12 protein-coding genes are annotated in these 14,812 nt (G+C 41.9%); 11 read left to right on the top strand and 1 reads right to left on the bottom strand.

The genetic code is table 11. From position 1 onward, the window contains the following. Positions 1–4: 4 nt before the first annotated feature. From mfd to bamJ, 4 genes are all read left to right on the top strand, one after another. Positions 5–3,460: a transcription-repair coupling factor gene (gene mfd / locus A6E04_RS19580; RefSeq protein ID WP_065612167.1), complete on the top strand. Its 3,456-nt coding sequence runs from the start codon at positions 5–7 to the stop codon at positions 3,458–3,460. Between the two features lie 87 nt (positions 3,461–3,547). Next, a complete protein-coding gene (locus tag A6E04_RS19575) occupies positions 3,548–4,438 on the top strand; it encodes a peptidoglycan binding protein CsiV (RefSeq protein WP_065612166.1) in 891 nt (296 codons plus the stop codon). 117 nt (positions 4,439–4,555) lie between these two features. After that, positions 4,556–5,179: a thiol:disulfide interchange protein DsbA/DsbL gene (locus A6E04_RS19570; protein WP_065612165.1), complete on the top strand. Its 624-nt coding sequence runs from the start codon at positions 4,556–4,558 to the stop codon at positions 5,177–5,179. 24 nt (positions 5,180–5,203) lie between these two features. After that, complete coding sequence (gene bamJ, locus A6E04_RS19565) at positions 5,204–5,677, top strand: BamJ family beta-barrel-assembly machinery protein (protein ID WP_012552006.1); 474 nt, start codon at positions 5,204–5,206, stop codon at positions 5,675–5,677. Between the two features lie 71 nt (positions 5,678–5,748). Here bamJ and A6E04_RS19560 read toward each other — a convergent pair whose 3' ends face one another. Continuing rightward, the gene (locus A6E04_RS19560; protein WP_017023159.1) at positions 5,749–6,414 is read right to left on the bottom strand and encodes a class I SAM-dependent methyltransferase; all 666 of its coding nucleotides are present in this window, start codon (positions 6,412–6,414) and stop codon (positions 5,749–5,751) included. A 108-nt stretch (positions 6,415–6,522) separates the two neighbouring features. Between A6E04_RS19560 and hutC the strand changes: the two genes are divergently transcribed. The 7 genes from hutC (at position 6,523) to A6E04_RS19525 (ending at position 14,742) form a co-directional block, all read left to right on the top strand. After that, positions 6,523–7,227, top strand: a complete 705-nt coding sequence (hutC, locus tag A6E04_RS19555; protein WP_065612164.1) for a histidine utilization transcriptional repressor HutC — start codon at positions 6,523–6,525, stop codon at positions 7,225–7,227. A gap of 172 nt (positions 7,228–7,399) precedes the next feature. Continuing rightward, positions 7,400–8,623, top strand: coding sequence for an imidazolonepropionase (gene hutI, locus A6E04_RS19550; RefSeq protein WP_065612163.1), 1,224 nt, complete (start codon positions 7,400–7,402; stop codon positions 8,621–8,623). Between the two features lie 8 nt (positions 8,624–8,631). Continuing rightward, on the top strand, positions 8,632–9,702 hold the full coding sequence (gene hutG, locus A6E04_RS19545; RefSeq protein ID WP_065612162.1) for a formimidoylglutamase: 1,071 nt from the start codon (positions 8,632–8,634) through the stop codon (positions 9,700–9,702). Further along, a complete protein-coding gene (gene hutU, locus A6E04_RS19540; protein ID WP_065612161.1) occupies positions 9,699–11,393 on the top strand; it encodes a urocanate hydratase in 1,695 nt (564 codons plus the stop codon). Before hutG ends, hutU begins: the two co-directional genes overlap by 4 nt. Before the next feature lie 89 nt (positions 11,394–11,482). After that, positions 11,483–13,015 carry a histidine ammonia-lyase gene (gene hutH / locus A6E04_RS19535; RefSeq protein WP_065612160.1) on the top strand — a complete coding sequence of 511 codons (1,533 nt, stop codon included), beginning with the start codon at positions 11,483–11,485 and terminating at the stop codon, positions 13,013–13,015. A 149-nt stretch (positions 13,016–13,164) separates the two neighbouring features. After that, a complete protein-coding gene (locus tag A6E04_RS19530) occupies positions 13,165–14,481 on the top strand; it encodes an MATE family efflux transporter (RefSeq protein WP_065612159.1) in 1,317 nt (438 codons plus the stop codon). Between the two features lie 9 nt (positions 14,482–14,490). Next, positions 14,491–14,742 (top strand): DUF2164 domain-containing protein, encoded by a 252-nt coding sequence (locus tag A6E04_RS19525; RefSeq protein ID WP_012552013.1) that lies wholly within the window; start codon positions 14,491–14,493, stop codon positions 14,740–14,742. The last annotated feature ends 70 nt before the right edge of the window (positions 14,743–14,812 follow it).

Raw genomic sequence — 14,812 nt, 5'->3', positions numbered from 1 at the left:
CCTGATGCCTATTACTAATTTACTGTCATTATCATTACCAACAAAAGCCAATGATACCCGCTCTGTTGGTAATCTAACGGGCTCATCTCTTGCACTTGCTATTGCAGAGATAGAGCAACAACACACTGGTCCTATCGTGGTTGCGGTTACCGAGCCACAATTGGCCTTTCGTTTACAAAATGAAATTAACCAATTTAGCCAACAGTCTGTCGAGGTTTTTCCTGATTGGGAAACACTTCCTTATGACAGTTTCTCACCGCATCAGGACATTATTTCAGATCGCTTATCGCGCTTATATCATTTGCCTAAGCAGAAGAATGGCACGCTAATCGTTCCGGTAAGTACCTTATTGCAGCGACAATCACCACAATCTTTTCTGCACAAGCACGCCTTAGTCGTAAAAGTAGGTGACCATCTGTCGTTTGATAAACTCAAGCTGCAATTAGAAAAATCAGGCTACTTGCACGTTGATCAAGTCATGAGTCATGGTGAATACGCAAGCCGAGGATCCATATTAGATTTATTCCCAATGGGAAATTCTCTGCCTTATCGTATCGACTTTTTTGATGATGAAATTGATACCATCCGTCAGTTTGACCCTGATAATCAACGCACGATTGAAGAAGTAAAATCAATCAATCTACTCCCTGCTCACGAATTCCCAACGGATGACGTAGCGATTGAAGATTTCCGTATTCGTTGGCGTCAGCGTTTTGATGCGCGCCGTGAACCAGAATCGGTTTATCAACAAATCAGTAAAGGGGCTTGGCCTGCTGGTATCGAATACTGGCAACCTCTGTTTTTTGATGAAACAGAAACCCTATTTGATTATCTACCAGACAATACGTTATTAGTGACGATTGGTGATATTGAAAAAGCCGCAGATGATTTCTTAGCGGATGCTGAATATCGTTACGAGCAACGTCGTGTTGATCCTCTTCGCCCTCTTCTTCCTGTGAATGAATTGTGGTTAAGAACGACCGATATGTTTGGCTTCTTCAAACACTATCCACGAGTCAAATTAGCGAAAGAACCTGAGATTGAAAAAGCCGGTCGTTTTAATCCTGATTTATTAGAATTGCCTGAAATTGCTATTCAACATCAGAATAAAGAACCGTTTGCTCAATTCCGTCAGTTCTACGAAAAATTCAGTGGCCAAGTCATCTTCTCTGTTGAATCAGAAGGTCGCCGAGAAGCATTATTAGAATTATTAGCACGTATTAAGCTAAAACCTTCTATTTGTGATTCCTTAAAAGACGCCGTAACGCATAAGAACAAAGCGACATTAGTGATCGGTTCTGCTGAGCGTGGTTTCATTCTTCAAAACCCATGTGTTGCCTTTATTTGTGAAAGTGACCTACTGGGTGAGCGCGTAATACAGCGTCGTCGACGTGGTGATAACAAAGCCGTTAATAGCAATACCATCATTCGTAACCTTGCTGAACTAAAAGTCGGTCAACCTGTCGTTCACTTAGATCACGGTATTGGTCGTTATATGGGGCTTCAAACATTAGATGTTGGTGATATGCCAGCTGAATACATGATGTTAGAGTACCTAAACGAAACGAAACTGTATGTTCCCGTGTCTTCACTTAATCTCATTAGCCGTTACTCAGCCGGCGCAGATGATTCTGCACCAATCAGTAAGCTAGGCAGTGATGCATGGGGCAAAGCTCGTCGTAAAGCCGCAGAGAAAGTCCGCGATGTAGCCGCAGAGCTATTGGATGTTTACGCCAAGCGCGCCATTAAACTTGGATTTGCCTTTAAACAAGATAAAGAAGCTTACGCTGATTTCAGATCAAGCTTTCCGTTTGAAGAAACGCACGACCAAGAAATTGCGATTAACGACGTTTTATCTGATATGTGCCAAGCAAAAGCAATGGATCGTCTAGTTTGTGGTGATGTTGGCTTTGGTAAAACAGAAGTCGCAATGCGTGCCGCGTTCTTAGCAACAAACAATGAAAAACAAGTGGCTGTATTAGTTCCTACGACCCTACTTGCTCAACAGCATTTTGAAAATTTCCGAGACCGTTTCGCTAACTTTCCTATTCGTGTGGAAGTATTATCTCGATTCAAATCAGCCAAAGAACAAAAAGAAATTTTAGCGGCAACTGCTGAAGGTAAAGTTGATATTCTGATCGGTACGCACAAATTATTACAAGACAGTATTAAATTTGATGATCTTGGTTTATTGGTTGTGGATGAAGAACACCGCTTTGGCGTTCGTCAAAAAGAAAAAGTAAAAGCAATGCGTTCGGATGTTGATATTCTGACCCTAACCGCGACGCCAATTCCAAGAACCTTGAACATGGCAATGAGTGGCATGCGTGATTTATCTATCATCGCAACGCCTCCAGCTCGTCGTTTAGCGATCAAAACCTTCGTGCGAGAAAAAGCCGATGATGTCATTAAAGAAGCGATTCTTCGTGAAATCAAACGTGGTGGCCAAGTCTATGTCTTACATAATAATGTAGAGACCATTGAAAGCGCGGCGAAAGACATTGAAAACCTGATCCCTGAAGCGCGAGTTACTTTGGCTCACGGTCAAATGCGTGAGCGTGAATTAGAGCGCATCATGGGTGATTTTTATCATCAACGTTTTAATGTTTTAGTCTGTACGACCATTATCGAAACCGGTATCGATGTTCCAACGGCCAATACCATTATTATGGAACGTGCCGATAAACTGGGTCTAGCGCAATTACACCAACTGCGTGGGCGTGTTGGTCGTTCTCACCACCAAGCGTATGCGTATTTACTAACGCCTCATCCAAAAGCACTAAGCAAAGATGCCGTTAAGCGTTTAGATGCTATCGCGTCTCTTGAAGACTTAGGAGCCGGTTTTACTCTAGCAACACACGATTTAGAAATCCGTGGTGCGGGTGAATTACTGGGTGATGGACAAAGTGGACAAATCCAATCCGTTGGCTTTACGCTTTACATGGAAATGCTAGAACAAGCCGTTGAAGCATTAAAAGAAGGCAAAGAGCCCTCTTTAGATGATTTATTACGAGAACAAACCGAGGTCGAATTACGTTTACCCGCGTTAATTCCAGAAGAGTACATCCCAGATGTCAATACTCGACTGTCTCTCTATAAGCGTATTGCTAGTGTTTCAAGCAATGGCGAATTAGATGAGCTTAAAGTTGAAATCATTGACCGTTTTGGTTCTTTACCTGAAGCGGCACAAACATTATTAATCAGCGCAGAAGTTAAAATGCTTGCTGCATCGATAAAAGTGAAGAAATTGGAAGCTCACGGCAATGGCGGTTACATCGAATTTGAACCAACGGCAGACATTAATCCAATGTTCTTAGTTGGATTACTGCAAAAAGACCCAACCGGGTTTGCTTTAGATGGACCGACTAAAATTAAATTTATAAAAGACTTAACAGAGAGACAAGTGCGAATTAAATACGTAATGGACTTGCTCAATTTGTTTAACGAAAATAGAATCTAGTAAATAGTTACATAAAATAAAAATAATCAAGCCATGGCGATCACAGATCGCATGGCGTACAAAAAAGCATTCTTCACTGGAGTATGAATGAAAAAAATAATTTACGCGTTGATTTTACTGGCAAGCTGGCCTTCATTTGCTCGCCAATTTGATGTTGAAGTCATCATTTTCAAGCGAAATGTAGAGCCATCGTCTTATCAAGAATCATGGCCTGATGTTTTAGACCCAATCAACTTAGAGCGCGCATTCTCATACCGCGATAGTGCTATGATGAGCCAAAATGGGGCTCGTCTATTGTCTTTATCTCAATATAAGTTAAATAATGTTTACACCAAACTGCAAAACCACGCAGGTTTTAAACCTCTGGTTCATGTGGCATGGCGACAAGGTGACCGTGGTTCATCTCGCTCTCCTATTTTCCATATTCAAGCTGGTCAAGATTTCTCAGACCGTTTTGTGGCGGATGGACGTACGATTGCAGATGCTAAGGCTGATTTAGCTTTAACCCCTTTAAACGCACCCATTGCTATTGAAAAGAAAGTCGACACATCAGAAACGGCGATTACTGAAACTGAAGTCACAGAGCCAGTAGCGGACACGTCAGGCTCACTTCTTGAGTTAGATGGCACAATGCAAGTCTATGTTCAACATTATTTGTATGTAAAAACAACGTTAGACTTAAAAGTCCCTGGTCAGCATGAGTTTATCGTTAACACGCCAATCGAAGAAAAAGAAATCACTGACGTTGAAGTAAACGAAGACACAAACATTATCGATGAAAACTCTTCACTAGCGATTAAAGAAGATCCAAACGCAGATGTTCAACTGGGTCATTTAGAGAGTGTTACCCCAGAAACTGAAGTAAAAGAATTTTTAAAGTCATACCGCATGAAAGAAAAGCGTCAAATGCGCAGTGGCGAAACACACTATATTGACCACCCTCTAATGGGAATGATCATTCAGGTACGTAAAGTGTAACTCTGTAAAATCTTTACAATAATTTACTCAATAGGACGACATTTGTTGTCCTATTTTATTTCTACTTATCTCAATTCATGCTATTTTCATTCGAAATAATTACCTATGAGAATTCACATGAAATCTATCATTAAACCACTGCTACTTATCCTTTCTTCTGCACTTTTTTTAACCGCTTGTAGCGACAGTAATGAACCAAAAGAAGGCGTTCAATACGAAGTGCTTCCTGCTGAATTAGCGGGTGCAAATATGGCTCCAGTAACGGAAGTTTTCGCATTATCTTGTGGCCACTGCCGTAACATGGAAAATTTCTTGCCAGTAATTAGCCAAGAAGCCGGTACTGACATTTATAAAATGCACATTACCTTTAACCAATCAGCGCATGTAGCAGCAATGTTCTACTACGCGGCAGACATGCAAGTTGAAGGCACACCAGATCATGCATTCATGGAAGACTTATTTGCAGCAACGCAAATGGGTGAAGGTACAACGCTAACTCAACAACAAGAAGCGTACTCGAAAGCATTCACCTCTCGTGGCCTAACAAGTCCTTACGATTTTAATGACGAGCAACGTGATATTCTTATCCAAAAAGTAGATAATGCAAAAATGCTGTCTGAGCAATCAGGTATCAGTTCAGTCCCTACTTTTGTGGTTAATGGTAAATACAACGTATTAATTGGTGGTCATGACGACCCTAAGAAAATCGCTGAAACTATCCGTTACCTATTAGAAAAGTAATTTATTTAAACATAAGGAAATAACGTGTCTAAAATCATCATCACTATTGCGCTTATCGTACTTGGTTATATGCTGTTTCAACGTTTTGCAAGCAACCCAAAACTTGCCCAAGAAAACATCAAAATTGGTGAAGCGTTTTTAGCTGAAAATGCCACTAAAGAAGGCGTGAAGACGACAGAATCTGGACTTCAATACCTAGTACTTGAAGAAGGTACGGGCACTGAGCACCCTACAGCAAAAAGCAAAGTAAAAGTGCATTACCACGGTACAACAATTGACGGTAATGTATTTGATAGCTCAGTAGAGCGTGGTGAGCCAATTGAATTTGGCTTAGGACAAGTAATCAAAGGTTGGACGGAAGGTGTTCAATTGATGGTTGTTGGCCAAAAGATGCGTTTCTTTATCCCAAGTAACTTAGCTTATGGTAATCGCTCTGCAGGCTCTATCCAACCGGGTTCAGTTCTGATTTTTGAAGTGGAATTATTAGATTTTAAATAATCATTTCTAAGCTGAAATTATACAATGGCTAATCCTTTGATTAGCCATTTTTATATCTAAGCCGTCTAAATTTACTTACGCATGACTATCGTAAAGTCCTCATCGGCATAACCCGTAATTAACTGACTGTTTGGGCATAAACTTAAACAGTAATTAAACACTTGCTTAGGATCATGAGCTTCTAATAACCGACTTTTTTTAAAGTATTTGCTATCTAACAAGTTAAAAATGGCAGCCTCTTCCGCTTTTTCATACATATCGCGTATAACTTTAGCATGATAGGTTTTGTTTCTCGCACGATAATTTAACGAACCACTCGCCACAACAATATCGGCTACCGGTAATTTTTTAGAAGAAAAATCCCCTTTAATAAATTCACAATTATCTTGCAGCTCAAACTGTTTCTTAGCTTGTTTAATAAAACTTGATTGTTGATCAACCCCAACATACGACTTAACACAGCAACTCATGTCTAAAAAGGTTTTAAGATCACCATAGCCACAACCTAAATCGAGTACGCGCTTATTCTCAAAGCTCAATGCATTCGCTATCGTTTTAAAACGCAAAAACTGAGACTCAGTTGAATTCCAACCTAAACTCCTCGCATGATCACCTGAAAATTGCTTTTGTCTTTCATCATGAAAAAGGCGAATCGTCAGTCTATCTAATAAATGCACGTTGTTACCTGCTCTGTCTTTATGTTCAGAGAGTGTACTCTTCCCGGCTTTGCTTTTCATCCGCTTAACGTTACCTACACCGTATAAATTAATAATGAATGATTATTTTCTTGTAAGTCGTTTCAAAACCTGCTTTTATTTGTATAGTCAATTTAATAAGTGAACCTGATGAACCAACTTCCTCGGTACCAACAGATCAAACAATACTTGAATGAAAAAATTCAAACCAGAGATTGGCCTGTCGGTTTTAAAATACCGACAGAGATCGAATTGGCCGATGAATTTTCAGTCAGTCGTATGACAGCAAATAAAGCGATAAAAGAATTAGTTACAGAAGGCTTATTACAACGTACTCCTCGTTTAGGCACATTTGTTTGCCATAAAAAAGCCGAATCACCGTTGATGGAGATCCGTAATATAGCGACAGAAATTCGTAATCGAGGTAATCATTACACCAATAAAATAATTGTTCAGCAATCAATTGAAGCCAATGGCAACATCGCGCTTCAAATTGGTGTTAGAAACAATACCATTGTTTACTTTACCCAAATCGTTCATTACGAGAATAATCGACCGATTCAAATTGAAGAGCGTTGGGTGAATCCAAACTTTGCACCAAGCTATATAGAACAAGACTTTACTAAACAAACACCTAACGAGTATTTAGTCCAAACTTGCCCTTTAAGCGACATTGAGCATTCTGTTGAAGCCATCATTGCTTCTCCTCATATTGTTGAGTTACTAGACATGGATGCTTATATCCCTTGTTTATTACTTAACCGCAGAACGTGGAGCGAACATAACCTTATTAGCGTCGCTCTTTTGTACCATCCCGGAGACAGATACAAGTTAACCTCTCGTACTAAAGTATAAAAAACTCGAAGATACTGACCGGAGTATCTTCTCAAATTTAGATTTAAAATGGTCAACAATTACTCTTTTGATCACAATTCCATTACAACCCATCTTGCCTTATCGATTAAAAACGTCTATTTATTTGTATATACATATTAACTTATCCGTTAATTTACATAGGCAGATACTCATGGATAGAATTTTTACGAATCTTAACCTAGTCACAATGAAAACCGATCTGTCTACGCCAAATGATGGCTATCAAATTATCCAAGATGCAATGGTAGGCGTAACGAATGGAAAAGTTGAATACGTTGGCCACTCCTGCCCCGAGATATTTCATGGTCATCCTGATGTTATTGATTGTGGTAATGCCTTAATCACTCCGGGTTTCATTGATTGTCACACTCATCTTATTTTTGCAGGCAACCGATCTCATGAATTTGAGCAACGCTTACAAGGTATCCCTTACGAAGCAATCGCACGGCAAGGCGGTGGTATTTTATCGACCGTTAACGCGACTCGACAGGCCAGTGAAGATGAATTGTACCATTTGGCCGTTCAACGCTTAGAAGGACTTAAACGTGACGGCGTCACTACTGTCGAAATTAAATCGGGTTATGGCTTAACACTTGATGATGAACTAAAAATTCTCCGAGTCGCCCAACGTATTGCTAAATTACCAGATATGAAAGTCTCCTCTACCTTATTGGCAGCGCACGCTCTTCCTCCTGAATACAAAGACAAGCCTGACGATTACATCACCTTAATTTGTGACTCAATCATTCCTACGGTAGCCGAACAAAAGTTAGCGGATCACGTTGATGTATTTTGTGAAGGGATTGGGTTTTCAGTAGAACAATGTCAACGTGTTTTCGATGCTGCGTTAACACATGGATTAGGCATAAAAGGGCACACTGAACAATTATCAAACCTAGGTGGCAGCGCCTTAGCCGCCTCAATGGGCGCAGACTCTGTTGACCATATTGAATACCTTGATGACGATGGGGTTAAGTCTTTAGCTAAACATCGTACCGTTGCCACACTTCTTCCCGGTGCATTTTATTTTTTGCGAGAAACACAGCTGCCACCCATCGACTTATTACGTAAACACCATGTACCAATGGCGATTTCGACAGACTTTAACCCCGGCACGTCTCCAATCGCCTCTTTACGGATGATGATGAACATGGCCTGCACCTTGTTCAGATTAACCCCAGAAGAAGCTCTGCGCGGTGTTACCTGTAATGCAGCTCAAGCCCTTGGCTTACAAAGCTCTCGTGGACAAATATCTGTCGGCATGGAGGCTGACTTTGCATTGTGGCAATTGGATTCACCCGCCGAGCTCTCTTATCGCTTAGGCGTTCCTGATCTTATTGCCAGAGTGGTTAATGGTGACATTTTTTATAATTAAGGGAACTCATGAAAGATAATCATACGATTGATATGTCCGTTTGGCATGGCAGAGTTGACCTTGAAGATGGCGAACTCGGTTTACGTTGGCATCAAAAAATAACCCCTTTAACTCACTCATCTCACGATGGGATCACTCTTATTGGCTTTGCGTGTGACGAAGGTGTTTCTCGCAACAAAGGTCGTGTTGGTGCTTATTTTGCACCGCAAGCGATCCGCCGTGCATTAGCGAATCTCGCTTGGCACCATCAAGGCTCTGTTTTTGATGGCGGTGACGTATATTGTGATGACGACAATCTTGAGTTAGCGCAGCAACAACTTGGTGACTCGGTTGAACACGCCCTGTCCAATCAACAGCAAGTCATTGTTTTTGGCGGTGGTCATGAAGTGGCATGGGGATCATTCCAAGGGCTTGCACGTCATTTAAAACAGAAGAGAACGCCTGAAAAGGATAACCCTCCACGCATTGGGATCATTAATTTTGATGCCCATTTTGATCTAAGAAATCCGCCAACATCGAATGACAAGTCAGATCAATTATCGCATCAACGTATTGGTAGCTCTGGTACTCCATTTCATCAAATCGCTCAATATTGTGACGCTAACGATTGGCCATTTAATTATGCCTGTTTAGGGCTAAATCGTGGCAGTAATACACAAGCCCTTTATCAAAAAGCAGACGAGCTTGGTGTGCTTTATTTTGATGATACCGAATTAACCCATTCTAATTTATCTCACGTTAAGCAGGCGTTAACTGACTTTATCGCGAACAACGATTACCTCTATCTCACTATCGACATTGATGTTTTTCCTGCCTCAGTCGCCCCAGGGGTTAGTGCGCCGGCGGTAAGAGGTGTGCCATTCGAGATTATAGAATCGCTTATTGTCGATATTTTATCGGCTTCAACTCATAAAGGCCGATCTAAATTACGTTTGGCTGAACTGGCCGAATACAACCCAAACTTTGACATTGATAATCAAACCGCACGCTTAGCCGCAAGGTTAGCTTGGACTATCGCCCGTGGCATGAAAACCACAAATAATGGCCTCGGCCTATCACAGCAAGGAGAGCAACAATGACACACACCTCATCGTCTAATCCTCGACTAGATGAATCTCGGACTATTATCGCACCAACAGGCACTGCATTAACGGCGAAGTCTTGGTTAACCGAAGCCCCACTTCGTATGTTAATGAATAACTTACACCCAGACGTCGCTGAGCACCCTCATGCGTTAGTGGTATATGGTGGTATTGGTCGTGCAGCGAGAAATTGGCAATGTTACGACAAAATTGTAGAAGTGCTAACCCGCCTTGAAGACGATGAAACCTTGCTTGTGCAATCAGGAAAACCTGTCGGTGTATTTAAAACTCACACCAATGCGCCCCGTGTACTCATTGCAAATTCCAATTTAGTTCCTCACTGGGCCAATTGGGAGCACTTTAACGAGCTCGATAAACAAGGCTTGATGATGTATGGCCAAATGACGGCAGGCAGTTGGATCTACATTGGCTCTCAAGGCATTGTTCAAGGCACTTACGAAACGTTCATTGCTATGGCTCGTCAGCACTTTGATGGTAAAGCCGCAGGTCGGTGGGTATTAACTGGCGGCCTTGGTGGTATGGGTGGCGCGCAACCTCTCGCTGCAACCATGGCTGGATTTTCAATGCTTGCTGTTGAGTGTGATGAATCACGTATCGATTATCGCTTACGCACAGGTTATGTGGATCGCAAAGCCACCACATTAGACGAAGCATTGGCAATAATAGAAGAATCAAAACAGTCTGGTACACCCGTGTCTGTTGGCTTATTAGGTAATGCCGCCGATGTGTATGCCGATATCGTTCAACGCGGTATTGTACCTGATATTACCACCGACCAAACGTCCGCTCATGATCCCCTCAATGGCTACTTACCGCAAGGTTGGTCAATGGAACAGGCGGCAGAAATGCGCTTAAAAGACGAACCTGCAGTCGTTATCGCAGCTAAAAAATCCATGGCGATTCAAGTCCAAGCTATGCTTGATTTACAGAAATCAGGATCAGCAACGGTAGATTATGGTAACAACATTCGTCAAATGGCATTAGAAGAAGGCGTGGCTAATGCGTTTGATTTCCCAGGATTTGTGCCTGCTTATATTCGTCCGCTTTTTTGTGAAGGCATCGGGCCTTTCCGTTGGGCGGCACTTTCTGGCGATCCAGAAGACATCTACAAAACCGATCAAAAAGTAAAAGAGCTTATTCCTGACAATCCGCATTTGCACAATTGGCTTGATATGGCGCGTGAACGTATCCAGTTCCAAGGATTACCGGCTCGTATTTGTTGGGTTGGCTTAAAAGATCGTGCTCGTCTCGGTAAAGCTTTCAACGAAATGGTAAAAAATGGAGAATTAAAAGCACCGATTGTCATTGGTCGAGATCATCTTGACTCAGGTTCTGTTGCCAGTCCAAACCGTGAAACAGAAGGTATGATGGATGGCTCTGATGCCGTATCCGATTGGCCACTGCTAAACGCCCTACTTAACACCGCATCGGGTGCGACTTGGGTATCACTTCATCATGGGGGTGGCGTTGGCATGGGGTTCTCTCAACATTCAGGCATGGTTATTGTTTGTGATGGTACCGATGATGCAGCAGAACGAGTTAACCGAGTCCTACATAATGACCCAGCAACAGGGGTTATGCGCCATGCGGATGCGGGTTATGACATCGCAATCAATTGTGCTAAAGAACAAAACTTAGATTTACCTATGCTATCTGAACCAAAATAAGTAGCAATAAACCCTACATTAAAAATAATTATAAAGAATACCAACCTAGCTGCACGAGTTGGTATCACAACCATAACGAGAAACGAACTATGTATTCATTAGAAATTATTCCAGGCAAGTTATCTCTAAAACAGTTACGTGAAGTTAGCCGTCACCCTACTCAACTTTCACTTCATCCAGACGCTTTACCCGATATGATCACCAGTGCCGAGGTGGTGGCTCAAGTGATCCGAGACGGTAAAACCGTTTATGGCATTAATACCGGGTTTGGGTTGCTCGCCAATACCTGTATTGCAGAAGAAGATCTAGAAACACTGCAACGCAGTATTGTTCTGTCGCATGCTGCGGGTATTGGTCAATTCATGGACGACGCAACCGTTCGGTTAATGATTGCCCTGAAAGTAAACAGCCTTTCTCGCGGATACTCAGGCATTCGCCCACTGGTGGTAAATGCATTAATTCAATTAGTTAACTCTGAAGTCTATCCCTGCATTCCTAAAAAGGGGTCTGTTGGTGCCTCTGGCGATCTCGCCCCTTTAGCTCACATGAGTACTGTTTTATTGGGCGAAGGTGAAGCCCGTTATAAAGGCGAAGTGATTTCAGGTAAAAGAGCCTTAGAAATCGCAAAGTTAGATCCAATAACACTCGCACCAAAAGAAGGATTAGCACTACTGAACGGAACTCAAGCCTCTACTGCGTTTGCTCTAGAAGGCTTATTCGCTGCCGAAGATTTATATGCCGCCGCAACGGTCTGTGGAGCAATGACGGTTGAGGCCGCATTAGGCAGCCGTAAACCGTTTGACCCAAGAATTCACCGTGTTCGTGGGCATCGTAGTCAAATGGACGCTGCATTAGGCTATCGTCATTTGTTAGCACAAAATAGTGAGATTGGTTTATCACATCAATGCTGTGAACGAGTACAAGACCCCTATTCACTGCGTTGTCAGCCTCAAGTGATGGGCGCGTGTTTACAACAGATCAGAAACTCTGCCGATACATTAGAGATAGAATCAAACTCTGTATCGGATAATCCTTTAGTCTTCGCAGAAGATGGCGACATTATCTCTGGCGGTAACTTTCATGCAGAGCCTGTCGCAATGGCTGCGGATAATCTAGCGTTAGCCATTGCAGAAATTGGCAGTTTGTCTGAACGTCGAATGGCACTCCTCATTGACAGTGGGTTAAGTAAATTACCGCCATTTTTAGTGGATAACGGCGGAGTAAACTCAGGTTTCATGATCGCGCAAGTCACCGCAGCGGCATTAGCCAGTGAAAACAAAAGCCTTGCTCACCCGGCTTCTGTTGATAGTTTACCAACGTCTGCAAACCAAGAAGATCACGTATCAATGGCAACCTTTGCAGCCCGTCGTTTAGGGGATATGGCCGAAAATACACGCGGGATATTAGCCGTCGAACTGCTCGCTTCGGCTCAAGGGTTAGATTTCAGAGCTCCAAACAAAAGCTCAGAAAAAATAGAACAAGCAAAAGCTATGCTGCGTGAACGTGTCGATTTTTATGACAAAGACCGTTATTTCGCACCAGACATTGCCAAAGCAAACGCCCTATTGCTAGAGGCTACATACAATCAACTAATGCCTGAATCATTATTGCCAAGTATTTGATTTTATAAATAACAGATAAACTTAGCCCTTATTTAAACCGAAGTCGATTCGCTAATAAGGGCTTTTTTCTACTATCTTCTTTCTGAATTTGTGTCTTGCTCTATAATCAGTACAATGACCAATCAATACTTACTGAGCACCTCATAATCATGCCAACCCCATCTCTTTCAAAACAGCTTTTTCAAATGACATGGCCAATGATGTTTGGTGTACTTTCTTTAATGAGCTTTCAATTAGTCGACAGTGCCTTCATTGGACAACTAGGTATTCTTCCTCTTGCCGCTCAAGGGTTTACCATGCCATTACAAATGGTAATTATTGGTCTGCAAGTTGGGTTAGGCATAGCAACGACAGCCGTTATTGCGCGAGTTCTTGGCGCCCAACAACCTCAAAAAGCAAAACAATTAGGTGGATTAGTCATAATTTTGGGTGCCGTAATGGTATTCACTATGTGCTTGATTATTTGGTTTTCTCGTGGGCCTATTCTCTCGTTGCTGGGAGCACAAGCCGATGTTTTCCCCGTTATTGATAGCTACTGGCCGGTTTGGTTAGCAAGCTGTTGGACTGGTGCTATGATTTACTTTGCTTACAGTGTGTGTAGAGCAAACGGAGACACCAAGTTACCCGGTTTAATGATGGTAATCACCAGTATATTAAACATGATTTTAGACCCTATTTTTATTTTTCATTTTGATCTCGGGTTAAACGGCGCGGCGTGGGCAACGATCCTTTCTTTCAGTATTGGCTTTTGTATTATTCTTCCTTCTATTTTCAAACGTCATTGGATTTCTTTTTCTTGGCATGATCTGCCAATCGCTCAATCGATTAAAGAATTGAATGCTGTTATGTCACCCGCGATGATGAGCCAATTATTGCCACCACTCTCTTCAATGATGGCGACTAAAATCATTGCAGGATTTGGCGCAGCGGCGGTTGCTGGTTGGGCAATGGCTTCTCGTATCGAATTTTTTGCTATTGTTGTTGTACTTGCGTTAACCATGTCGATTCCACCAATGGTCGGAAAGATGCTAGGCGCTAAACAGTTCGATGATATTCAAAAGCTGATCCGTATTGCCGCTAAGTTTGTATTAACGTGGCAGATCGGCCTTGCTATCTTGTTATTCATTGTAGCCAAACCCTTAGCAAACCTATTAAGCACTGACAGTAATGTAATCAGCGTTATTCAGGCCTATCTTATGTGGGTTCCGATCAGCCTCAGTTCTTTGGGTATCTGTATGTTGATGGTGTCTGTTTGTAATGCGCTTGGGGTTTCAATGCGAGCGTTAACCATTTCTATACTGCGACTTTTTGCCTGTTTCTTACCGATGATATGGCTAGGTTCAACCTTGTTTGGGTTACATGGTGTATTCATGGGTGCATTAGTGGGTAATACGATGGCAGGGATAATGGCGTGGATAATGTACAATAAAGCCGTTCATAACCTTCAAAAAAAACATAACCACTAAGGACAGAGAATGACCACCATTACGATACCAAAAAATAAACGAGATGAATTAATTCACAAATTTCAAGGCTATTTTGAACAAGAACTCGATATGGAATTAGGTCAGTTTGATGGTGAGTTTTTGTTAGATTTTATTATCAAACAAACTGGCCCTGTGTTTTATAATCAAGGCTTAGCGGATGCTCAAACAATTATCGAGCGTAAAACACAAGATATTGCTGATGAAATATACGAAATAGAGATGGCTGAAGAGTTAAATTAATTCAGAATAAAACAGAAGCAGTAAAAATTGAGTCTTGAGTAATAAAACTATAAGGGCACCACCAAATACA

Origin of the sequence: Aliivibrio logei, assembly GCF_001691055.1 — a bacterium.
Lineage (GTDB): Bacteria > Pseudomonadota > Gammaproteobacteria > Enterobacterales > Vibrionaceae > Aliivibrio > Aliivibrio salmonicida.
The sequence above is the reverse complement of the archived record's forward strand: the minus strand, read 5'-3'. Positions and strand labels throughout refer to the sequence as shown.